The following is a 22739-nucleotide window of genomic DNA, read 5'->3' on the forward strand; positions in this document are numbered from 1 at the left end:
TCAATTTTTTCTTCTATTATTTTTTTTTTGATTTTTATTTTCTATAATTATATTTTCTATTATAGTTACAGGGACTGTATCATAATGGGAAAACTCCATAACAGAAGTCCCTCTACCAGAAGAAAGTGTTCGTAATACAGTAACATATCCAAACATTTCTGATAATGGAACTAAAGCTTGAATTGCTTTTATATTATTTTTACTATTCATATTTTGCAGAATTCCTCTTCTACGATTTAAATCTCCTATTATATCTCCCATATTTTCTTCTGGAATGAGAACTTCCAATTTCATAATTGGTTCTAATAAAATAGGGTTAGCTTTCTTTGCCGCTTTTCTAAAACCTAATTTTCCTGCTAATTCAAAAGATAGTTGATCAGAATCAACAGAATGATAAGATCCATCTAAAACAGTAACTTTAGCACTATCTATTTCATATCCAGATAAAGGACCATTTTTCATCATTTCTCTAAATCCCTTTTCTATAGAAGGAACATATTCTTTTGGGATATTTCCTCCTTTTATTTTATTAATAAAAACTAATCCAGTTTGACCTATATTTCCGGGTTCCAATCTAAATAATATATCCGCATATTTTCCTCTACCTCCTGTTTGTTTTTTATAAATTTCTCTATGTTCTACTAAATTCGTTAGAGCTTCTTTATATTCTACTTGAGGTTTTCCCTGATTAACTTCTACTTTAAATTCTCTCTTCATCCTATCCACAATAATTTCCAAATGAAGTTCACCCATACCGGAAATAATAGTTTGACCTGTATAATTATCTGTTCTCACTTGAAAAGTAGGATCTTCTTCCATTAATTTTGATAAAGCAAAACTCATTTTATCTATATCCGATTTATATTTAGGCTCAATAGCTAACCCAATTACTGGTTCGGGGAATAATATTGTTTCCAACAAAATTGGATATTTTTCATCACACAAAGTATCACCTGTTTTTATGTCTTTGAACCCTACCACCGCAGCTATATCTCCAGCTCCAATTTTATCTACTGGATTTTGTTTATTTGCATGCATTTGATATATCCTAGATATTCGTTCTTTATTTCCTGATCTAGCATTAAAACTATAAGAACCTGATCCTATCTTTCCAGAATAAACTCTAAAGAAGGCTAATCTACCAACAAAAGGATCACTTGCAATTTTAAAAGCCAAGGCAGAAAAAGGTTCATTTTCACTAGGTTTTCTTGTTTCTTTCTTTTGATTTATAGGATTTACTCCCACTATATCTTTTACTTCAAGAGGAGAAGGTAAATATCTACATATAGCATCCAATATAGCTTGAACTCCTTTATTTTTGAAAGAAGAACCACATAAAATAGGAATAACATTCATTTTTATGGTATTTTCTCGTAAAGAAAAAAGAATTTCCTCTTTTGAAATAGAAGAATAATTTTCCTTTCCATATAAAAACTTTTCCATGATTACATCATCATGTTCAGATAACGTTTCAAGAAGTTGATTTTGATAATCACAAACCATATTTTTCATATTTTCTGGAATAGGAATCTGATAATATGTCATTCCATAATTTTTTTCATCCCATATAATAGATTTATTTTCAATTAAATCTATGACTCCTTTAAAATTATCTCCAATTCCAATAGGAATTTGTAGAGGAATTGAATTTGCTCCTAAAATTTTCCGTATTTGAGAACATACATTAAAAAAATCAGCACCTTGACGATCCATTTTGTTTACAAAAGCTATTCTAGGAATCTCATATTTATCTGCTTGTCTCCATATAGTTTCAGATTGAGGTTCTACCCCATCTACTGCACTAAATAAAACGACCATTCCATCTAAAACTCTCATAGATCTTTCTACTTCTACAGTAAAATCTACATGACCTGGAGTATCTATAATATTAATTTGATATTTCTTTCTATTATACATCCATTCACAACATGTAGCTGCAGAAGTAATCGTTATTCCACGTTCTTGCTCTTGTTGCATCCAATCCATAGTAGCCGCTCCATCATGAACTTCTCCTATTTTGTGATTTATTCCTGTATAAAATAAAATTCTTTCTGTAGTAGTAGTTTTTCCCGCATCAATATGCGCTGCGATTCCTATATTTCTTGTATATTTTAAATCTTTTTCCATACATAACTAAAATCTAAAATGCGAAAAGGCTTTATTTGCTTCGGCCATCTTATGAATATTTTCTTTTCTTTTCACAGCTTCACCTTGTTCATGAAAAGCGTCCCATGTTTCATATGCCAATTTATTAGCCATTGTTTTTTCATTTCTAGTAGAAGCACTAGATATTAACAATTTCATTGCTTTTGTTATTTTACTATTAGAAGAAATAGGAACAGGCACTTGGATATTAGATCCTCCTATACGACGACTTCTCACTTCTACATGAGGCATGACATTTTTTAATCCTTCCTTCCATATTTCCAACGCAGGCTTTTCTTCTTTTTCCTTGATCATGTCTATTTTTTCCATAGCATTGTAAAATATATTATAAGCTATATTTTTTTTACCATTTTTCATTAAATGATTCACAAAACGTGTTACTAGAGGATCATGAAATTTAGGATCAGGAAAATATACTTTTTCTTTTTTTTTAACTTTTCTCATTAATAGTTTAATCTTTTTTAGCTATTTTAGCTCCATATTTACTTCTACTTTTTTTTCTTCCATTGACTCCAGCTGTATCTCTAGCCCCCCGTACTATTTTATATTTTACCCCTGGTAAATCCTTTACTCTTCCTCCTTTAACTAATACAATAGAATGTTCTTGAAGATTATGTCCTTCTCCTGTAATATAACTAATGACTTCTCTTCCGTTTGTAAAACGAACACGAGCGACTTTTCGCATAGCGGAGTTTGGTTTCTTTGGTGTAGTAGTATAAACTCTAGTACAGACTCCTCTTTTTTGAGGACAAAATTCTAGAGCTACAGATTTCCTCTTTTTAGAAACAGAATTTCTTCCTTTTCTTATTAATTGCTGTATAGTAGGCATATCCTATATTTAAAATGCAAATTATGTTATTTAATAATAAATTACAAAACTTCAAAATTCATGTTAATATAATATTTAATATTAATGAATTTTTTGATTTTGAAAAGAATCTTCTTCTAATGATTTTATATTAAGTTCTTTATAAATATAACGAAAAGTTGAAAGTAAACAAGGTAATCCATCTACAATCGCTACATTATGTTCATAATGAGCTGAATTTTTGTTATCTAGAGTAGTAATTGTCCATCCATCCTTATGAAAAACTATTTCAGATGAACCAATGGTTACCATTGGTTCTATAGAAAGAACTAATCCTTCTTTTAATTTAAAACCTTTTCCTTTTTTTCCAAAATTTGGAATTTTTGGATCTTCATGCATATTTTTCCCCAATCCATGACCTACAAGATCTTTCACTACATTATAACCATGTTTTTCAACATAAGATTGTATTGAATAACCTATATCTCCAATACTATTTCCATATTTACAATTGGATATTCCAATGTAAAGAGATTTTTTAGAACATTCTAAAAATTCTTTTGTATCACAAGATACTTTTCCAACTTCAAAAGTATAAGCATGTTCTCCATAAAATCCATTCATATAAACTCCACAATCTATAGATAATATATCTCCTTCACATAAAGGGGTCCGATTAGGAATTCCATGTACTACTTGATTATTTGGAGAAACACACAAAGTATTCGGAAAATTATATAATCCTAAAAAAGCGGGTTTTCCACCATGATCACGAATAAAAATTTCTGCAAGTTTATCTAAATAAAGAGTATGAATCCCTGGTTTTACTTCTTTAGCTAACATTCCTAATGTTTTAGAAGCTAAAAAAGCACTTTTTTTAATTAAAATTATTTCTTCAATAGTTTTCAATTGTATCAAAACAAAATTATTTTTTATAATTTTTTATGATCATAGAAGTTCCATTCATAATTTTAGGAATAGGAAGACCCATTAATTGTAAAATAGTAGGAGCTACATCTGATAATATTCCTTCCTTTTTTAGAAAAAAATCTTTTTTTTTTATATTTTGATCTAAAAGAATAAAAGGAACTTGAGATGTAGTATGAGCTGTATGAGGTGTTCCATCTAAATTAATCATATAATCTGCATTTCCATGATCTCCTACTATAATAACTGTATATGAATTTTTTATAGCTTCTTCAGAGCAATCTTTTACACATTTATCAACAAATTCACATGCTTTTATTGTTTCTTTCATTTTACCACTATGTCCCACCATATCTGGATTTGCAAAATTTAGACAAATAAAATCTGACTGTTTTCTTTTCAATTCAGGAATAATTTTTTTTACAATATTTTCTGCACTCATTTCAGGTTTTAAATCATAAGTAGAAACTTTAGGAGATTCACATAAAATTCTTATTTCTCTATGAAAAGGAATTTCTCTCCCTCCTGAGAAAAAAAAAGTAACATGTGGATATTTTTCTGTTTCAGCTATACGTATTTGTTGTTTCCCTTCATTTTCTAAAATTTCTCCCAAAGTTTCTGACAAATATTCTTTCTCAAAAAGAACATGAACCCCTTTATATTTAGGATTAAAACAAGTCATAGTTATATAATAAGATAAATTTAATTTTTTCATTTTTGGAAAAAAAGTATTGTTTCTTGTCAAAAGTTCTGTAATTTGTCTGGAACGATCAGGACGAAAATTGAAACAAAAAACAACATCTCCATTTTCAATTCTGGAAATAGGAATTTCATTTTCATCAACAATGATTAAAGGAAATAGAAATTCATCTGTGACTCCATTAGTATAAAATTTTTCTATCGATGAAATAATATTTTTAGTAAAAATTCCTTTTGAATTAACCATGGCATCATATGCTTTTTTAGTTCTTTCCCACTTATGATTACGGTCCATTGAATAATATCTTCCGATAACAGAAGACAATTTTCCAACATATTGTTCAGTCATATTCAAAAGTTTTCTTATATAAAAAATACTCCCTTTTGGAGAAGAATCTCTTCCATCTGTAAAAACATGTATAAAAACATCTTTCATTTTTTTTTTATGAGCTATTTTAAGCAAATAAAAAAGATGATTCATATGTGAATGAACCCCTCCATCAGATAATAATCCAATAAAATGAATTCTTTTTTTAGAAGTAACAATCTCATCAAAAAAAATATTTATTTTTTTTAAAAACGATTCGTTTTTAATAGAAGCATTAATTTTCTCCAAACTTTGAATAACTTTTCGTCCAGCTCCCAAATTTATATGTCCCACCTCTGAATTTCCCACTTGTCCCTCAGGTAATCCAACATCACTTCCTGATGCTTTTAGTTTACTACAAGGAAAATTTTTAGAACAATAATCAATGAATGGAGTAAAAGCTTGTTCTATTGCAGAAGAATAATGATTTTGATAAGAAGATAAACCCCAACCATCCAAAATTATTAATATTAATTTCTTCATTTAATTTTTATTTAAATACTAATTCTTTTAAAAAGATTTATTTTTAAGTTTTTATCATGTTTATCTAAATATTCTTGAACAGTTATTTTATCCTCTTTTATAAATTTTTGATTAAGAAGAGTATTTTCTAGTATAAATTTTTTAATTTTTCCCTGAATTATATTTTTTTTTATAGAATCAGATTTATTTTTTTTTTGAACTTGATCTTCAATAATTTCAATTTCTTCATTCATTAATGAATGTGGGATTTCTTTTTCATGAATAGCTATAGGATTCATAGCAGTTATATGCATTGCTATATCCTTAGCCATAGATATATTGTTTACTTTTTTAGAAAAACCAACTAATGTTGCTATTTTATTATTAGTATTATGAGTATAGTTCATTACAAATGGAGAATCTATTTTCTCAAAAATTTTTAATTCTAATTTCTCCCCTACAACTCCCATGTAATTTACAATCATTTCCTGTATACTTCCGTACTCATTATACGAACTAGATAAAAAATCAGTTTTATTATTAAATAATAATGATTGTTTTGAAAGTATGGACAAAAGACTCAAAAATTCAGAATTTTTAGATAAAAAATCAGTTTCGCAACTAATTCCTATGATTGTTCCACAAGAATAATTAAAATTTACAGAAGAAATGATAGCACCATCTTTCATTTTAGAGAATGAACGATTAATTGCTATCTTCTCTCCTTTTTTTCGTAAAACACGGATAGCTTTATCTATATTTCCATTAGAATGAATCAATGCTTTTTTGCAATCCATAATTCCAATTCCTGTGATTTTTCTAAGTTTATTAATTTCTTTTATGGAAATTTTCATAATTTTTTATTTACAAGATTTTTATTTTCACGTTCATTCTTATTGATAGAAATTCCATGTTGAATAGCTTTTGACACAAATTTTAAAATAATATCTATGGATTTAGAAGAATCGTCATTAGAAGGAATAGGAAATTGAATATCATGAGGATTTGTATTCGTATCTACCATAGCAAAAACAGGTATTCTTAATTTTTTAGCTTCAGTTAAAGCTATTTTTTCTTTATTTGGATCTACCAAAAAAATGCCACCTGGTATATGGGTCATACTCGAAATACTCCCTAAATTTTTATATAATTTATCATATAATCGGTCAATTAATAATCTCTCTTTTTTGGATAAAGTATAGAAAGTTCCGTTTTTTTTCATTTTTTCTATGTTATTCATTTTTTTTACAGATTTACGAATCGTTGTAAAATTTGTAAGCAACCCCCCTAACCATCTTTCTGTTATACAAGGCATATTGATCCTTTTTGCATAAAAAGAAATTTTTTCTCTAGCTTGAGCTTTTGTTCCTACTAATAATATTTTTTTTCCGTTTTTTGCTATTTTTTTTAACTCATGACAAGCTTCCTCTAACTTTGAAATTGTTTTTGCTAAATCTATAATATGAATTCCTCCTTTTTTCATAAAAATGAAAGGACGCATGTTAGGATTCCATTTTCGTGCAATATGTCCAAAATGAACCCCAGCTTTTAATAAATCTTGAGTATTTATTTCCATACTAATTTGATTTTAACGTTTTGAAAATTGATATTTTTTTCTTGCTTTTTTCTGTCCAAACTTTTTCCTTTCTACTTCCCTAGAATCACGTGTCAATAATCCTTCAGATTTTAGTTTTTTTCTATTTTTTATATCAAATAGACAAAGTGCACGAGATATAGCAAGACGAATTGCTTCTGATTGCCCATTGAAGCCCCCTCCAAAAACTTTTGCATTGATATCAAATTCTCCTATTTTATTCACTATTTCAATAGGATATAGTATTTTCGAATGAAGGTATTTTGGAAAATATTGGGATAATTTTATAGAATTGATAATTATTAATCCGTTTCCTATTTTTAAATAAATGCGCGCAAGAGATCTTTTTCTTCTTCCTATGGTATGTATCATAATTTTTTTAATTTCAATAAAATAGGTTTTTGAGCTTTATGTTTATGTTCTGATGTTGGATACACATGTAAATTTTTGAAAATCAATCGTCCTAAACGATTTTTAGGTAACATTCCTTTTACTGATTTATATATTATAAATCTTGAATCTTTATTCAATAAATTTTGAATAGAAATCACTTTTTGTCCACCTGGATAACCAGTATAATGAATATATTTTTTGTTATTCCATTTTTTTCCAGTAAGTTTTATTTTATTAGAATTAATAACAATAACATGATCTCCACAATTTATATTAGGAGAAAAAAAAGGTTTATGTTTTCCCATTATAATACGAGAAATTTCAGTAGATAATCTTCCTAAAATTTGATTTTCTGCATCTATTATTATCCAAGATTTTACGAAAGAACTTTTTTTAGCTGAAATCGTTTTAAAACTCAAAAAATTCATATTTATTTGATTTTATCGATATCAATATAAGAAATTTTAACAAATGACTTTTTGTCATAAAAATTTTTTTTTATGAAAGCCTTTTATTGTCATACTTTCTATTCCCTTTATTTATAAAGGTTTTATTTTCATTATGGCATAATGATTGGAGTGCTATTGAATGAAATTAACATATGAAAAAACGTAATAAAATGAGTAAAATTATAGGCATAGATTTAGGAACAACAAATTCTTGTGTCGCTGTTATGGAAATTAATGATCCTGTTGTGATCCCTAATTCAGAAGGTAAAAGGACAACTCCATCTATAGTAGCTTTCGTAGAAGGAGGTGAAAGGAAAATAGGAGATCCTGCAAAAAGGCAAGCTGTCACTAATCCACAAAAAACTATTTTCTCTATCAAAAGATTTATGGGAAGAATGTACTCAGAAGTTACTGAAGAATTGAAACATATTCCTTATAAAGTTATAAAAGGAGGAAACAATACTCCACGTGTTGATATAGAAAAAAGATTATACGCTCCCCAAGAAATATCTGCAATGATTTTACAAAAAATGAAAAAAACAGCTGAAGATTATTTGGGAGAAGAAGTTAACAGAGCCGTAATTACGGTTCCTGCTTATTTCAATGATGCACAAAGACAAGCTACTAAAGAATCTGGAGAGATAGCGGGATTAAAAGTAGAAAGAATTATAAATGAACCAACTGCAGCTGCTTTAGCTTATGGTTTAGATAAAAGCAATCAAAATAAAAAAATAGTTGTATACGATTTAGGAGGAGGAACTTTTGATGTCTCTATTCTAGAATTAGGAGATGGAGTTTTTGAAGTTTTATCTACTAATGGAGATACTCACTTAGGGGGAGATGATTTTGATCAAGTTATCATTAACTATTTGGCAAATGAATTTAAGTCTAAAGAAGGATTAGATCTTAGAAAGGATCCTATGGCCTTACAACGTTTAAAAGAAGCATCTGAAAAAGCTAAAATAGAATTATCTTCTTCAAATCAAACAGAAATAAATCTTCCTTATATCACAGCAACAGAATCAGGACCTAAACATTTAGTTTTAACCTTAATTCGTTCAAAATTTGAACAATTATCAGAAAAGTTAATACAGCGTTCCATTAATCCTTGTTCTAAAGCATTAAAAGATGCTAATTTAACAACTCAAAATATAGACGAAGTCATTTTAGTTGGAGGATCAACACGGATTCCAAAAGTACAAGAGGAAGTGGAAAAATTTTTTGGAAAAAAACCATCTAAAGGGGTTAATCCAGATGAAGTAGTAGCTATTGGAGCGGCTATACAAGGAGGAGTATTAACGGGAGATGTGCAAGATGTATTATTATTAGATGTAACTCCTTTATCTTTAGGAATTGAAACTTTAGGAGGAGTTTTTACAAAACTTATTGAATCTAATACAACAATACCTACTAAAAAATCAGAAATTTTTTCTACAGCATCTGATAACCAATCAGCAGTAACTATACGGGTAGGACAAGGTGAAAGACCAATGTTCAATGATAATAAAGAAATAGGTAGATTTGATTTAGTCGATATTCCTCCAGCACCTAGAGGTATTCCTCAAATTGAGGTTACTTTTGATATAGATGCAAATGGTATACTTAATGTTTCCGCAAAAAATAAAGGAACAGGAAAAGAACAATCAATACGTATTGAAACCTCATCAGGATTAAATCAAGAAGAAATAGAAAAAATGAAAAGAGAGGCAAAAGAAAATGCTAAAAAAGATGAAAAAATCAAAAGAGAAATCGAAAAATTAAATGCAGCAGATAATCAGATTTTTCAATCTGAAAAACAATTGAAAGATTATGGAAATAAATTATCTGAAAATAATAAGAAAAATATAGAAGATTCTTTAGAAAAATTGAAAGAAGCTCATTCTAAAAAAGATTTTGTTTCTATTGATAATTATATGAAAAAACTAAACGAAGCTTGGACTAATGCTTCTCAAGAAATTTATAACATAAAAAATACGAATAAAAGCAATCAATCAAATAATAATAAAAAAGAAGATGAAGAAGAAAGAAATAGCAAAGGAAATGAAAATATACAAGATGTAGATTATGAAGAAGTAAAATAATAAATAAAAATTGATAAAGGGAGTCTATTATTATAATGGAATTATAGAAATTTTAGTTTCTCCTCCAGTAACTTTTTCTCCCTTTTTCACCAAAATTATAGAGTTTAATGGTAAAAAAATATCAACTCTAGATCCAAATTTAATAAAACCAAATTCATCTCCTTTTTTGACCATAGAATTTTTTTTTGCATAAATGCTAATACGTCTGGCTAAAAAACCAGCTATTTGTCGGAATAATATTTTTTTGCCTTTATTGGTTTCGACTACTGTTGTTGTATGTTCATTATGTGATGAAGATTTAGTTGTCCAAGCTATCATATAGCTTCCTGGATGGTATTTTACATAAATAACTTTTCCAGAAACAGGAAATCTATTAACGTGCACATTAAAAGGAGACATAAAAATGGAGAGACATATACAATTTTTTTTCAAAAATTCATTTTCAAAAATTTTTTGTATACTCAAAATTTTTCCATCAGCAGGAGATATTATGATTTCTTTGCTGTTATAATAATTTTTTTCATGAACTTCATAAAAATTTCTTTTCGGATTTCTAAAAAAGAAAATAAAAAAGAAATAAAGAATGATAAAAAAAACTGAGGTAAAAACAAAAATTAATCTAGATAATAGAAAAAAAGAAAAAATAATTAATAATAATATTACTACTAATGTATATCCTAGAAATGGAATTCCTTCTCTATGAATCATGATTATAAAAATTTTGTATCATAATTTTATTCAAAAAATATAAATCATACTAGCTACTACAGTAGCTATAATAGGAATAACAAAAATAAAACTATCTAATCTATCTAAAAAACCACCATGACCAGGAAATAAAATTCCAGAATCTTTTACACTACAAGATCTTTTAATGGTAGATTCTACAAGATCACCAATCGTAGAAAAAATAGGAACAGTAATAGATAAAATAAACCAATATTTTTCTTTCCATATTTTGGACAAAAAAAAACCTAATATTAGGCAAGAAAATAATCCACCAATAACTCCTTCTATTGATTTTTTTGGAGAAATAGATATAGCTATTTTTCTTTTTCCCCATTTTTTTCCTATTAAATAGGATAAAGAATCATTTGTCCATATTAAAATAAATACACCTAAAATTAATTGTTTTCCATGATGGATCATAGCATATATATAAGATGCTAAATAAAATGGCATAATAATATATACCAATCCAAAAATTAGATGACTTATTTGTACTATTTTTTCTTTGGAAGAAGATTTTGTAGAAAATAATTGAATAACAAAAAAAATTATGGAATAAGGAATAAAACAAATTACATATAATATTAACCCCTTTTCTTTTTTGTTGATAAAAAGATCCATAAAAATGGAAAATAAAAAAAACAAAGAAGTAATTTTAATTAAAGTTGTGTTTGTTCTTAAAATCAATAAAAATTCGAATAAACAAAAAAAAGACAACAACATCATCATTATTCTAAAAGTTTGTTCTCCTTTTTCAATAGAAAAAAGAATTAAAATAACATAAACCAATCCGGTAAAAATCCTGATTAGAAAGTTTGAATCTTTTTTTTTTTTATTACACACTTATCCAGAAATCAAAACATTTAATAAGAAGATGTATTACTAATAGTTAGCATATCTCCAATATCATCAGGATAAGGCCTTTCTCCAAAAATCGTTTTCAAATCTTCTCTAAAAATAACTTCTTTTTCTAATAGTTTATTAGCCAACATAGATAATTTTTTTTCATTATTTTTCAATATATTTTTAGCTCTTTGATATTGTTCTGTTATAATTTTAGATATTTCTTCATCTATAATTTGAGCTGTTTTTTCACTATAAGGTTTTGAAAAAGAAAAATCATTTTGTCCTGTTGAATCATAGTAAGAAATATTTCCAATTTTTTCATTTAATCCAAAAATAGCCACCATAGACTGAGCTTGTTTAGTTACTCTTTCTAAATCATTTAAAGCTCCAGTAGATATGCTACTGAAAACAATTTCTTCTGCAGATCTTCCTGCTAATAATGCACATATTTCATCTTTCATTTGTTCTGGAGTCGTTAATTGTCTTTCTTCTGGAAGATACCAAGCTGATCCTAAGGATCTTCCTCTTGGAACTATAGTAACTTTTACTAAAGGTGCGGCATGTTCTAGCAACCAACTTATTGTAGCATGTCCAGCCTCATGATAAGCAATCCGTTTTTTTTCATTTGGTTTTATAATTTTGTTCTTTTTTTCTAACCCTCCAATAATACGGTCTATTGCATCAAGAAAATCTTGATTTTCTATTTGAGATCTATCTCTTCTTGCTGCTATCAGAGCTGATTCGTTACAAACATTGGCTATATCCGCTCCACTAAATCCTGGAGTTTGTCTTGATAAAAAATCGATATCTACGTTATCAGATAATACTAATCTTTTAAGATGTACACGAAATATTTCTTTTCTTTCATTTAATTCAGGTGGATCTACTAATATGGTACGGTCAAAACGACCGGGACGAAGTAAAGCTTTATCCAAAATATCGGATCTATTGGTAGCAGCTAACACAATAACATTTGTATGAGTACCAAATCCATCCATTTCTGTCAAAAGTTGATTTAAAGTATTTTCTCTTTCATCATTTGATCCAGCTATATTACTTTTTCCACGAGCTCTTCCTATAGCATCTATTTCATCAATAAATATGATACATGGTGACTTTTCCTTAGCTTTTTCAAATAGATCTCTCACTCTAGAAGCCCCTACTCCTACAAACATTTCCACAAAATCTGATCCTGATAAAGAAAAAAATGGAACCTTTGCTTCTCCTGCTACTGCTTTTGCTAATAAAGTTTTTCCTGTTCCTGGTTGTCCTATCAACAAAGCTCCTTTAGGAATTTTTCCTCCAAGTTTAGTATATTTTTTAGGACTTTTTAAAAATTCTACTATTTCTTGAACTTCTTCTTTAGCTTCTTCTAAACCAGCTACGTCTTTAAACGTTATTTTTACATTATCATGTTCATCAAATAGTTTAGCTCTGGATTTTCCTATATTAAATATCTGACTTCCGGGACCTCCACTAGTAGATCCTATTCTCCTAAATAAAAAAATCCAAAAAACGATTAATAATATAAAAAATATTCCATAATCGAAAAGAAATTTGGTAATAGTATATTCTTGTTGATTTTTAAAATCAATAAGAGTATTTAGATTGTATTTTTTTTTATATTCCTCAAATTTTTTTTGAAAAAATTGCAAGTCTCCTATTTCAAATTCATATTGCAATGGTTGTTGTGTGATGGACTTTTTTTCATTATTTCTAATAATGCTTTGAGTGGAATTATTAAATGATAAAAATTCTTTTTTTAAATAAACATATACCATTTCTCTATGTTTTACTATAATTTTCTGTACTTCTCCTTTCGACAGAATATCAAAGAAAGTATCCTGATCTATTTTTCTGGGATTAGAAAATGAAGATTTGAAAAAAAATATCCCCAAAAATATGGCAAAAATGACTGCATATACCCAAAAAAAGTTGTTTTTACTTTTTATTTTTTTATTTATCATATAGGTTTCTTCATTACTTAATAATTTTAATAAATAAAAACCTTAGTTTTTTTTATGAATTTTTATTCCAAATATTTTCTATATCATAATATAATCTTAACTGTTTTTGAAAAATATGAACAACAATAGAAATATAATCAACCAAAATCCATTCTCTATTTTTTAATCCTTCTACATGCCAAGGTTTTTTCTGTAGTTTCTCTATCGTCATTTTTTCTATAGATTGAGAAATAGCATACACTTGATTGTGAGTAATTCCATTACAAATAACAAAATAATCACAAATAAAATTTTCTCTATTTTTTAAATTTATAATAGATATATCTTCTCCTTTAACTATTTGAATTCCTTCTATGATTTTGTGTAATAGCAAAACAAAAATTATTTTTCATATTGTTAAATGAATCATCCAGTATTTCTTTATATTAATTTTATTTCAAAAAAACAAAAATAAGGTTTTCGTTTTAAAGAAGTTAAATTTTTTAATATAAAACATTTTGAAAAAATTGATTTGGCCTATAAATCTAATTGTATTAAAAAAAATTAATTCTACAAATCAATATGCTAAAAAATATATTTATAATAACAATAAATATAATTGGATGGTCATTTGGACAATGAATCAAACCAAAGGAATAGGAATGAATAAAAACTTATGGCATACAGAAGAAAGGAAAAACTTAACTTTCAGCATTGTTTTTAAACCTATTAAAACTTTACATGTAAAAAAAATACATATTATAAATCTTGTTATAAGCAATGCAATACATAAAACTTTATCGAAATGTTATAATCAAAACAATAAAGAAAGAATTTGGATTAAATGGCCTAATGATATTATTATTAATAATAAAAAAATAGGTGGTATTTTAATAGAAAATAGTATTTTGTCAAAAACAATTCATACTATTATCGTTGGAATAGGTTTAAATGTTTTTCAAAAACAATTCAAAAAAAAATGGAATGCTTCTTCTCTGAAAGAAATATTCAATCTAAATTTGGATTTAGATCTTCTATTTCACAAAATTATATATTCCTTCCAAAAAGAATATCTTTTTTTTACAATTTATGGAGAAAAATTCATACGAGATTACTATATCAATCATCTATATTTAAAAGATAAAACTTCTATTTTTTATATTTATAAAACAAATCATTACATTTCTGGAACAATACGAACTATAACAGATCAAGGATTTTTAGTGATAGAATCCAATAAAAAATTATATTTTTTCTATCATAAAGAAATAGAATTCCTTATTCCGAAGTAGGATTCTCATCCCTTTTATTTTTTATTTTTTTGATTATATTATTCCAATAATTGCGTTTTATTTCTTTTTTTTCTTGAATTTTTATGAGGATTTTTTTTTCATCTAACATAAACTCTTTGATAAAAAAGAAAAATACAATGTTAATTATGTTAGATGTAAAATAATATAAAGATAAAGCAGAAGCGTAACTATTTATAAATAATAACATTACGATGGGCATTAAATATAATAAAAAATTCATATCAGGAATAGAAGAATCATCTCCATTTTTAGAAACATTCTTTCTTCCATTATTACTAAGTTTTGTATAAACTAATGAAGCTAAAGAATACAATAAAGTGAGTAAACTTACATGATTTCCATAAAAAGGAATAAAAAAAGGTAATTTAAATATTGAATCATATGAAGTAAGATCTTCTACCCATAAAAAAGATTTTCCTCTCAAATTAATAAGAGTTGGAAAAAATTTAAATAAAGAATAAAAAATAGGAATCTGAAATAATGTAGAAATACATCCAGACATTGGATTAATTCCAACATTATGATATAACTCCATTATAGCTCTTTGTTTTTTAAAAACATCTTTCCTATATTTGTGATTTAATTTTTCTATCTCTGGACGAATTGATTTCATTATGGCACTTAATTTATATTGTTTATAAGTAATTGGATATAATATAAGTTTCACAACTATAGTCATCAAAATAATAATAACACCATAATTTAAATTTGTTTTTTCCAAAAATTGAAAAACTATTAAAAAGAAATATTTATTGATCCACTTGAGAAAAACCCAACCAAATGGAATAATATTTTCGAATCCATTTTGATATTTTTTTAATACTTTTAAATCCAAAGGACCAAAATAAAAACGAAAAGAAATATCCTCATTTTTTACTGGATTTATAAATGTTTTCAATTGAATCTTCTTTAGAAAAAATCCTGAAGACAAATTTTCAGATTGAACAAAAACATTTTTTAATATTTTTTCTGGAATGAATATAAAAGAAAAAAATTGTTGCTTATGAGCAATCCATTTCACTCCATATATATTTTTATCTTCCGTTTTTTTTTCAGATAAATATTTTACAGAATCGGAATAATTCGAATTTCCATTATTAGAATAAACAGAATAACATACTTGAGTATATGAATTTTCCCAATCTCTATCCTTTTCTAAAGATAAAATTTTATGTTCTAAATTTAAGATCAATCCTTTCTTTTGAAAAAAAGAAAAGTTTTTAGTTCGAATAGAAAAGCCAATATCATACTGATTTTTTTCTCCTATTGTATATATATAATCCAAAAATCCTTTTCCATAAGGATTTTTAGCTCTCATAGTAAGAGTTCTAATTCCAGATATTTTATTTTTCTCTAGTAAAATAGGTTGAAAGTATAAAGTATTTGTATCAATATTTAACCCTTTTTGATTTAAAAAAGATAATTTGTATAAAAAATTAGAATTTTTAATTAAATAAAGATTTTTAGCATGATATGATAACAAAGGATCATATGCCTTATATTTTTTCAAAAGAACATCATGAATTCCTCCTCCCAAACTAGATATTTTCAGTTTCAAAACATCATTTTCTAATAAAAAAAAATGATTCTTTTTTCTTTGATCCGTAATAGAAAATTCCTGATAATTTAAATCAAGTTTTTTAAACTTATTATGTTTATTAGTATTAGTATGATTTTTGTTAAAATAAGTAAAAATCATTAAAACAGACAATATAAGAACTAATCCTATTATGGAACTATAATCTAAATTTTTATCCTTCATATATAAGAAGAATTCTGAGAAACTATTATAGAAACCTGTATAAAATTAGTAAATAAAGGATGTGGATGAGTTACTGTACTTTGATATTCTGGATGATATTGAACTCCCAAGAAAAAAATATGATTTTCTAATTCTAATGCTTCTACTAAACCTGTTTCTAGATTTACTCCAACTGCTTTCATTCCAGCATTAGAAAAAAATTCTAAATAATTATTATTAAATTCATATCTATGACGATGTCTTTCAAAAATTTCTTTTTTTTTTCCATAAATAGAATATATTTTAGATCCTTCAACAAGAGTACATTTCCAATTTCCTAAACGCATTGTTCCTCCTGTATGAGTCCGTTTTTTTTGTTTTTCCATTAAACTTATTACAGGATGAGATGTTTTTGGGTTTGTTTCATAACTTTCTGCTTCTTTTAATCCTAATACATTTCTAGCAAATTCTATTACGGCTATTTGCATACCCAAACATATTCCAAAAAATGGAATTTTATTTTCTCTTGCATACTTTGCTGCAAGTATTTTACCTTCTATTCCTCTATTTCCAAATCCTGGAGCTACTAAAATTCCTGAAATTCCTTTAAAATATTTTTTTATATTTTTTTCTTTGATCATTTCTGAATAAATCCATTTTATATTAACATAAGTTTCATTTTCCGTTCCTGCATGAATTAAAGCTTCAGTAATTGATTTGTAAGAATCATGTAATGAAACATATTTTCCAACCAATGCAATTTTCGTTTCATGTTTTGGATTTTTATATTTTTTAATAAAAGTTTTCCATTTTTTTAAATCTGGAATAGTGTGAGTAGATAAATTCAAATGATTCAGTACTACTTCATCAAAATTTTGTAAATGTAATAAATAAGGTATTTCATATATAATTTTAGTATCTATTGATTCAATAACATGTTTTGGTTTTACGTTACAAAATAAGGCTAATTTTTTTCTAATATTATCGGATATATGTTTTTCTGTTCTACACACTAGAATATCTGCTTGTATTCCATTTTCCATTAAATTTCGAACAGAATGTTGTGTTGGTTTCGTTTTAATTTCTCCAGTAACCGTAATATGAGGAAGCAATGTCAAATGAATGACCAATCCATTAAATTTTCCTAATTCCCATTTTAACTGACGTACTGATTCAACATAAGGTAAACTTTCTATATCTCCTACAGTCCCTCCTATCTCCGTAATGATAATATCATAATTTTTTTCTGACTCTCCAAGAATTTTGATTCGTCTTTTAATCTCATTAGTAATATGAGGAATAACTTGAACAGTTTTTCCTAAATAGTTTCCTTTTCTTTCATTATCTATCACTGTTTTATATATCAATCCCGATGTTACATTATTTTCTTTGCTTGTGGATTGACTTAAGAATCGTTCATAATGCCCTAAATCTAAATCTGTTTCTGCTCCATCTTTTGTTACAAAACATTCACCATGTTCATAAGGATTTAAAGTTCCCGGATCTATATTAAAATAAGGATCCAATTTTAATATAGAAACTTTATATCCTCTAGCTTTTAATAACATTCCCAACGAAGCCGAAACAATTCCTTTTCCCAAAGAAGAGGTAACTCCTCCTGTAACGAAAATATATTTTGTCTTCATTAAAATAAAAATACAAATAGAATTAGAAAATTCTCATTCAAAAAACGAGAATTTATGATTTTTTTTTTATATTTACCAAATTCGGAGCAAGTCCTACACAATCAGCTCCCTATAAATCCTCCAGGGTGGGAACACAGCAAAGGTATTAGGTTTGTAGCGATGTGATGTAGTCAAGCTTGCTCCTTTCTTATCATAACAAAAGAATGGATTTTTATGGAAGATTCGATAAAATGTAATTTTTGTGGAAAAAATCAAAATAATATCACTTTTCTTATATCGGGAATTAATGGACAGATTTGTAATCTTTGTATAGAAAAAATTTATTCCATTATTCAAAAAAAATTTCTAGTAAAAAATCCTCCTGAAAATCATAATGAATTTATAGATATAAAAAAACCAAGAGAAATAAAATCTTTTCTAGATAAATATGTTGTAGGACAAAATGAAGCAAAAAAAATCATATCCGTAGCTGTTTATAATCATTATAAACGCATTCAAAAACGACATAAAAATAATAAAAGTTCTACAAATATAGAAATAGAAAAATCCAATGTATTATTGATTGGAAAAACAGGAACAGGAAAAACTTTGCTAGCAAAAAGCATATCAAGACTTTTAAAAATACCCTTTGCTATAGCCGATGCTACGACTCTAACTGAAGCAGGATATGTAGGAGAAGACGTTGAATCTATTTTAACTAAACTATTACAATCTGTAAATTATGATATAGATTCTGCTGAAAAAGGAATCATTTTTTTGGATGAAATAGATAAAATTTCTAGAAAAAGTAATAATCCTTCTATTACTAGAGATGTATCTGGTGAGGGTGTACAACAAGCGTTACTCAAAATACTGGAAGGATCCGTAATCAATGTTCCTCCACAGGGAGGAAGAAAACATCCAGATCAAAAAATGATACGAATCAATACTGAAAACATATTATTTATAGCTGGAGGAACTTTTGATGGAATAGAAAAAATTATCTCTGATAGAATAGAAACAACCCCCATAGGTTTTATTTCTAAAAAAACAAAAAATACAGAAAAAAAAAATTATCTAAAAAACATTCTTGCCGAAGATTTAAATAAATTTGGATTAATTCCAGAAATTATAGGAAGATTTCCTGTTGTTACTTACTTAAATCCATTAAACAAAAATACGTTGAAAAAAATTTTAGTTGAACCAAAAAATGCTTTAATCAAACAATATCAAAAATTATTTGATATGGATCATATTTCCTTAAACGTTACAGACGAAGCGTTGAATATTATAGTAGATAAAACTTTTCAATTGGGATTAGGAGCTAGAGGGTTACGAACATTTTGCGAAAAAATATTTTTAGATTATATGTACGATATAGAAAATATTAACCGTACATTAAATATAGATCAAAATGTTGTAAAACAAAAACTATCTTATTCTTAATTTTCTTAATTATTTTCTGACTAATTTCCACAATCTTTTTATCAATTCTGATAGACCTTCTTTTGTAAAAGAAGAAATGAAAATAATGTTTTCTTTCAGTTTGAAAAAAATTTTTTCTATCTTCTTTTTTTCTTCATTATTTATTAAATCCGATTTAGATATCGCTAATAAACGTTCTTTTTTTAAAAGATTTGAATTAAACTTTGTTAATTCATTTAACAAAATGAAATATTCTTTTTTTTTATTTTTTGTATTTGAAGAAACTAAAAATAATAAAACGGAATTTCGTTCTACATGTCTTAGAAAATGATGCCCCAATCCTTTCCCTTCAGATGCTTTCTCTATAATTCCAGGAATATCAGCTACTAAAAAAGAATTAAAATCTACTTTTACCACTCCTATATGTGGAGTTTTGGTCGTAAAAGCAAAATTTCCTATTTTAGGTTTTGCTTTTGTAATTGTAGAAAGTAAAGTAGATTTTCCAGTATTAGGAAACCCTATAAATCCTACATCTGCTAAAATTTTTAATTCTAAAAAGATCCAATTTCCTTTTGTTTTAATTCCAGATTGTGCATAATGAGGAGATTGATTTCTAGAATTTTTAAAAAAAGCATTTCCTTTCCCTCCTTTTCCTCCTTCAAATAAAATTTTTTTTTGAGAATTTTTGGTAATTTCCATTATAATATTTTTTTTTTCATCTTTTACTACAGTTCCTACAGGAACTTCTATTAATAAATCTTTTCCATTTTTTCCAGTTATGTTATTTTTTTTTCCCGGAAAACCAGACTTAGCTATCCAATGTTTATGATATCTTAAATGTAAAAAAGTATGAATATGAGAATTTCCTTTAAGGATAATATCTCCTCCTTTTCCCCCTGTTCCTCCATCAGGCCCCCCTTTGGCTATATGTCTATCCCTATAAAAATGAAGACATCCAATTCCTCCATCTCCACTTTTGCAGTAAATTTTTATAAAATCGACAAAACAATTTTTCATATTTTTATGAATATAACAAATTCAGAATCTTTTTTTCTATGAAAATAGAAATTTTGTCTATAGACAAAGAAGCATTTAATTTTATTATGCTATTTTTCAATTTATAATTCTCCCATATTAAAGAAGTTTTTTTATGATATTCTTTTATTCTTCTTTGAACTGTAATAATATCTATATCATCATTACGATGACTTATTTTTCCTCTTTTTAATAATCTGTTTATTATCAAATTTTTTTGAATAAAAAAATAAAAAATTATATTAATTTTTCCCAAACAAAATTTGTTTAATACTTCTTCTAAAGAATAAATTTGATTTTTAGTTCTAGGATATCCATCATAAATAATTCCTTTAGCTTTAAAATGTTTTTGAATTTCTATATTTAACATGTTTGTGGTAATTTCATCAGGAACTAATATTCCTTTATTTATATAACAACTCGCTAGTTTTCCTAGATTAGTCTTTTTTGTTATATGATCTCTAAATATCATTCCAGTAGATAGGTGTATAAACCCAAATTTATTTGATATAATTTTAGCTTGAGTTCCTTTTCCACAACCTGGTGGTCCAAACAATATAATATGTATCATAAAACAATAAAAATTATGAATTTCATGCGAAGAAAAACACAAAAAATAATAAAAAAGTGAGGGTACTATTATTATATAAGTACACAATAAAAGTATTATATATATGGAAATATAGAAGAAGTGTTATTTTCCTTATTTTTTTGTCTTATAAATGAATAGCTTTACCATAAGCATCGGCTATAGATTCTATAATCGACTCACTTAATGAAGGATGAGGATGTATACTTCCCAAAATTTCATAACTAGTTGCTTCCAATTTTCTAGCAACCACTACTTCTGAAATTAAATCTGTAACATGATTTCCTATCATATGACATCCTAACCATTCGTCATATTTATCATCAAAAATAACTTTTACAAACCCACCAGTATTCTCATCAGAAATAGCCCGACCTAGAGCACTAAAAGGAAATTTTCCTACTTTTATTTGAAATCCTTTTTCCTTAGATTCTTTTTCTGTATAACCAACTGAAGCTATTTCAGGAAGTGAATAAACACATTTTGGAACATTATTATAATCTATCTCTTGACAACTCAAAGCTTTTATTTTTTCGATGCAATTGATTGCCTCATGCGAAGCAACATGAGCTAGAGAAGGAGTTGGAATTACGTCTCCAATTGCATAATATCCATCTATGTTTGTACGATAATTCTCATCTACAACGATAAAGCCTTTTTCTGTTTGAATTCCTACTTCTTTTAATCCAATACATTGAATATTAGGAACAACTCCTATAGCGTATAAAATTGTATCTGCTTTTAATACAATATTTTTTAATGATGTTTTAACATCAACGATGACTTCATTACTTTTATGATTATAAGTGATTTTATTGATGTTAGAAGATACATAGTTTTCAATCCCCATTTTATCAAAAGAAGATTTTAAATAATCAGATATATCATCATCTCCATTAGGAAATAACCTAGAACATATTTCTATGATAGTTACTTTTGCACCCATAGAATGATAAAAATAAGCAAATTCTAATCCTATAGAACCAGAACCGACAATAATGATTCTTTTTGGAAGTGAAGATAATGACAGAGCTTCCCTATATGTTATAATTTTTTTTCCATCATATTGAAATTTTATATCAATTTTAGGAATTGCACCAGTAGCAATAATGATATGTGAAGCAGAATACTCTCCTATGCTTTTCTCTTTTTGAATAATTTCTATTTTTTTTCTTTTTTTTAACTTTGCATTTCCATAAACAACATGAATTCCATTTTTTTTCATTAAAAATAAGACTCCTTTTTTAATTTGATCAACTATTTTTATACTTTTAGAAAGAACTTTAGAATAATCTATTTCTAGATTTTCATTATTTATCCCAAATAATTCTCCATTTTTTTTTATGGATTGTAAAAATTTAGCACTATTCAAAAGTGATTTTGTAGGAATACATCCCCAATTTAAGCAAACACCTCCCATAGATTCTTTTTCCACTATAGCTGTTTTCATTCCAAGTTGTGCTGCACGTATGGAAGCTACATAACCTCCAGGGCCACTCCCTAAAATAATAACATCAAAATGCATAATCAAAATATAAATAAAA

General features: G+C 26.6%; 21 protein-coding genes and 1 other RNA gene. 4 read left to right on the plus strand and 18 right to left on the minus strand.

The genetic code is table 11. The annotated features are described in order from the left end of the window. The 9 genes from fusA to rplM form a co-directional block, all read right to left on the minus strand. Positions 1–2127, minus strand: a complete 2127-nt coding sequence (gene fusA / locus BPAA_RS01990) for an elongation factor G (RefSeq protein ID WP_015429999.1) — start codon at positions 2125–2127, stop codon at positions 1–3. A gap of 6 nt (positions 2128–2133) precedes the next feature. Then, positions 2134–2610, minus strand: coding sequence for a 30S ribosomal protein S7 (gene rpsG / locus BPAA_RS01995; RefSeq protein ID WP_015430000.1), 477 nt, complete (start codon positions 2608–2610; stop codon positions 2134–2136). 7 nt (positions 2611–2617) lie between these two features. Next, a complete protein-coding gene (gene rpsL, locus BPAA_RS02000; protein ID WP_015430001.1) occupies positions 2618–2995 on the minus strand; it encodes a 30S ribosomal protein S12 in 378 nt (125 codons plus the stop codon). 81 nt (positions 2996–3076) lie between these two features. Further along, complete coding sequence (gene map, locus BPAA_RS02005; protein WP_015430002.1) at positions 3077–3892, minus strand: type I methionyl aminopeptidase; 816 nt, start codon at positions 3890–3892, stop codon at positions 3077–3079. 7 nt (positions 3893–3899) lie between these two features. Further along, a complete protein-coding gene (gene gpmI, locus BPAA_RS02010; RefSeq protein ID WP_015430003.1) occupies positions 3900–5450 on the minus strand; it encodes a 2,3-bisphosphoglycerate-independent phosphoglycerate mutase in 1551 nt (516 codons plus the stop codon). 11 nt (positions 5451–5461) lie between these two features. Beyond that, on the minus strand, positions 5462–6283 hold the full coding sequence (gene tsf / locus BPAA_RS02015; RefSeq protein ID WP_015430004.1) for a translation elongation factor Ts: 822 nt from the start codon (positions 6281–6283) through the stop codon (positions 5462–5464). Beyond that, the gene (rpsB, locus tag BPAA_RS02020) at positions 6280–7005 is read right to left on the minus strand and encodes a 30S ribosomal protein S2 (protein WP_015430005.1); all 726 of its coding nucleotides are present in this window, start codon (positions 7003–7005) and stop codon (positions 6280–6282) included. The genes tsf and rpsB overlap by 4 nt, the downstream gene beginning before the upstream one ends. A 12-nt stretch (positions 7006–7017) precedes the next feature. Beyond that, positions 7018–7395 carry a 30S ribosomal protein S9 gene (rpsI, locus tag BPAA_RS02025; protein ID WP_015430006.1) on the minus strand — a complete coding sequence of 126 codons (378 nt, stop codon included), beginning with the start codon at positions 7393–7395 and terminating at the stop codon, positions 7018–7020. After that, a complete protein-coding gene (rplM, locus tag BPAA_RS02030; RefSeq protein ID WP_015430007.1) occupies positions 7392–7844 on the minus strand; it encodes a 50S ribosomal protein L13 in 453 nt (150 codons plus the stop codon). Before rplM ends, rpsI begins: the two co-directional genes overlap by 4 nt. A gap of 191 nt (positions 7845–8035) precedes the next feature. On the opposite strand from rplM, the gene dnaK reads away from it, so the two are divergent. Then, on the plus strand, positions 8036–9946 hold the full coding sequence (gene dnaK / locus BPAA_RS02035; RefSeq protein WP_023469944.1) for a molecular chaperone DnaK: 1911 nt from the start codon (positions 8036–8038) through the stop codon (positions 9944–9946). A 30-nt stretch (positions 9947–9976) separates the two neighbouring features. Here the strand turns inward: dnaK and BPAA_RS02040 are convergent, their stop codons facing one another. Genes BPAA_RS02040 through rsfS form a run of 4 tightly spaced genes read right to left on the minus strand, consistent with a single transcriptional unit; the run spans position 9977 to position 13861 of the window. Further along, positions 9977–10654, minus strand: coding sequence for a phosphatidylserine decarboxylase family protein (locus BPAA_RS02040; RefSeq protein WP_015430009.1), 678 nt, complete (start codon positions 10652–10654; stop codon positions 9977–9979). A 30-nt stretch (positions 10655–10684) separates the two neighbouring features. Then, a complete protein-coding gene (locus BPAA_RS02045) occupies positions 10685–11518 on the minus strand; it encodes a phosphatidate cytidylyltransferase (protein WP_015430010.1) in 834 nt (277 codons plus the stop codon). 20 nt (positions 11519–11538) lie between these two features. Beyond that, positions 11539–13488 carry an ATP-dependent zinc metalloprotease FtsH gene (gene ftsH, locus BPAA_RS02050; protein ID WP_015430011.1) on the minus strand — a complete coding sequence of 650 codons (1950 nt, stop codon included), beginning with the start codon at positions 13486–13488 and terminating at the stop codon, positions 11539–11541. Between the two features lie 52 nt (positions 13489–13540). Further along, the gene (gene rsfS, locus BPAA_RS02055; RefSeq protein ID WP_015430012.1) at positions 13541–13861 is read right to left on the minus strand and encodes a ribosome silencing factor; all 321 of its coding nucleotides are present in this window, start codon (positions 13859–13861) and stop codon (positions 13541–13543) included. A 124-nt stretch (positions 13862–13985) separates the two neighbouring features. Between rsfS and BPAA_RS02060 the strand changes: the two genes are divergently transcribed. Beyond that, entirely contained in the window at positions 13986–14759 is a 774-nt protein-coding gene (locus tag BPAA_RS02060; protein ID WP_015430013.1) for a biotin--[acetyl-CoA-carboxylase] ligase, read from the plus strand. Here BPAA_RS02060 and yidC read toward each other — a convergent pair. Together yidC and pyrG are read right to left on the minus strand one after the other, a co-directional pair. Further along, positions 14746–16542, minus strand: a complete 1797-nt coding sequence (yidC, locus tag BPAA_RS02065) for a membrane protein insertase YidC (protein ID WP_015430014.1) — start codon at positions 16540–16542, stop codon at positions 14746–14748. The genes BPAA_RS02060 and yidC overlap by 14 nt on opposite strands. Beyond that, complete coding sequence (pyrG, locus tag BPAA_RS02070) at positions 16539–18167, minus strand: CTP synthase (protein ID WP_015430015.1); 1629 nt, start codon at positions 18165–18167, stop codon at positions 16539–16541. Before pyrG ends, yidC begins: the two co-directional genes overlap by 4 nt. An 84-nt stretch (positions 18168–18251) precedes the next feature. On the opposite strand from pyrG, the gene ffs reads away from it, so the two are divergent. Together ffs and clpX are read left to right on the plus strand one after the other, a co-directional pair. Beyond that, an RNA gene (gene ffs, locus BPAA_RS03115) (signal recognition particle sRNA small type) lies at positions 18252–18352 on the plus strand. 28 nt (positions 18353–18380) lie between these two features. Beyond that, entirely contained in the window at positions 18381–19592 is a 1212-nt protein-coding gene (gene clpX, locus BPAA_RS02075; RefSeq protein WP_015430016.1) for an ATP-dependent Clp protease ATP-binding subunit ClpX, read from the plus strand. A 9-nt stretch (positions 19593–19601) separates the two neighbouring features. Here clpX and obgE read toward each other — a convergent pair whose 3' ends face one another. The 3 genes from obgE to lpdA form a co-directional block, all read right to left on the minus strand. Further along, on the minus strand, positions 19602–20588 hold the full coding sequence (gene obgE, locus BPAA_RS02080; protein ID WP_015430017.1) for a GTPase ObgE: 987 nt from the start codon (positions 20586–20588) through the stop codon (positions 19602–19604). 4 nt (positions 20589–20592) lie between these two features. Beyond that, on the minus strand, positions 20593–21177 hold the full coding sequence (locus BPAA_RS02085; RefSeq protein ID WP_015430018.1) for an adenylate kinase family protein: 585 nt from the start codon (positions 21175–21177) through the stop codon (positions 20593–20595). A 145-nt stretch (positions 21178–21322) separates the two neighbouring features. After that, positions 21323–22720 (minus strand): dihydrolipoyl dehydrogenase, encoded by a 1398-nt coding sequence (lpdA, locus tag BPAA_RS02090; protein WP_015430019.1) that lies wholly within the window; start codon positions 22718–22720, stop codon positions 21323–21325. Between the last annotated feature and the right edge of the window lie 19 nt (positions 22721–22739).

Source organism: Blattabacterium cuenoti BPAA (genome assembly GCF_000348805.1).
Lineage (GTDB): Bacteria > Bacteroidota > Bacteroidia > Flavobacteriales > Blattabacteriaceae > Blattabacterium > Blattabacterium cuenoti_B.

Excerpts from the sequence above, each read along its gene's own strand:
- dnaK (WP_023469944.1), top strand. The coding sequence starts at position 8,036 with ATGAGTAAAATTATAGGCATAGATTTAGGAACAACAAATTCTTGTGTC.
- lpdA (WP_015430019.1), bottom strand. The coding sequence starts at position 22,720 with ATGCATTTTGATGTTATTATTTTAGGGAGTGGCCCTGGAGGTTATGTA.
- rpsL (WP_015430001.1), bottom strand. The coding sequence starts at position 2,995 with ATGCCTACTATACAGCAATTAATAAGAAAAGGAAGAAATTCTGTTTCT.
- tsf (WP_015430004.1), bottom strand. The coding sequence starts at position 6,283 with ATGAAAATTTCCATAAAAGAAATTAATAAACTTAGAAAAATCACAGGA.
- BPAA_RS02085 (WP_015430018.1), bottom strand. The coding sequence starts at position 21,177 with ATGATACATATTATATTGTTTGGACCACCAGGTTGTGGAAAAGGAACT.
- pyrG (WP_015430015.1), bottom strand. The coding sequence starts at position 18,167 with ATGAAGACAAAATATATTTTCGTTACAGGAGGAGTTACCTCTTCTTTG.
- BPAA_RS02040 (WP_015430009.1), bottom strand. The coding sequence starts at position 10,654 with ATGATTCATAGAGAAGGAATTCCATTTCTAGGATATACATTAGTAGTA.
- fusA (WP_015429999.1), bottom strand. The coding sequence starts at position 2,127 with ATGGAAAAAGATTTAAAATATACAAGAAATATAGGAATCGCAGCGCAT.
- rpsI (WP_015430006.1), bottom strand. The coding sequence starts at position 7,395 with ATGATACATACCATAGGAAGAAGAAAAAGATCTCTTGCGCGCATTTAT.
- rpsB (WP_015430005.1), bottom strand. The coding sequence starts at position 7,005 with ATGGAAATAAATACTCAAGATTTATTAAAAGCTGGGGTTCATTTTGGA.
- obgE (WP_015430017.1), bottom strand. The coding sequence starts at position 20,588 with ATGAAAAATTGTTTTGTCGATTTTATAAAAATTTACTGCAAAAGTGGA.
- ftsH (WP_015430011.1), bottom strand. The coding sequence starts at position 13,488 with ATGATAAATAAAAAAATAAAAAGTAAAAACAACTTTTTTTGGGTATAT.
- clpX (WP_015430016.1), top strand. The coding sequence starts at position 18,381 with ATGGAAGATTCGATAAAATGTAATTTTTGTGGAAAAAATCAAAATAAT.
- rplM (WP_015430007.1), bottom strand. The coding sequence starts at position 7,844 with ATGAATTTTTTGAGTTTTAAAACGATTTCAGCTAAAAAAAGTTCTTTC.
- rpsG (WP_015430000.1), bottom strand. The coding sequence starts at position 2,610 with ATGAGAAAAGTTAAAAAAAAAGAAAAAGTATATTTTCCTGATCCTAAA.
- yidC (WP_015430014.1), bottom strand. The coding sequence starts at position 16,542 with ATGAAGGATAAAAATTTAGATTATAGTTCCATAATAGGATTAGTTCTT.
- gpmI (WP_015430003.1), bottom strand. The coding sequence starts at position 5,450 with ATGAAGAAATTAATATTAATAATTTTGGATGGTTGGGGTTTATCTTCT.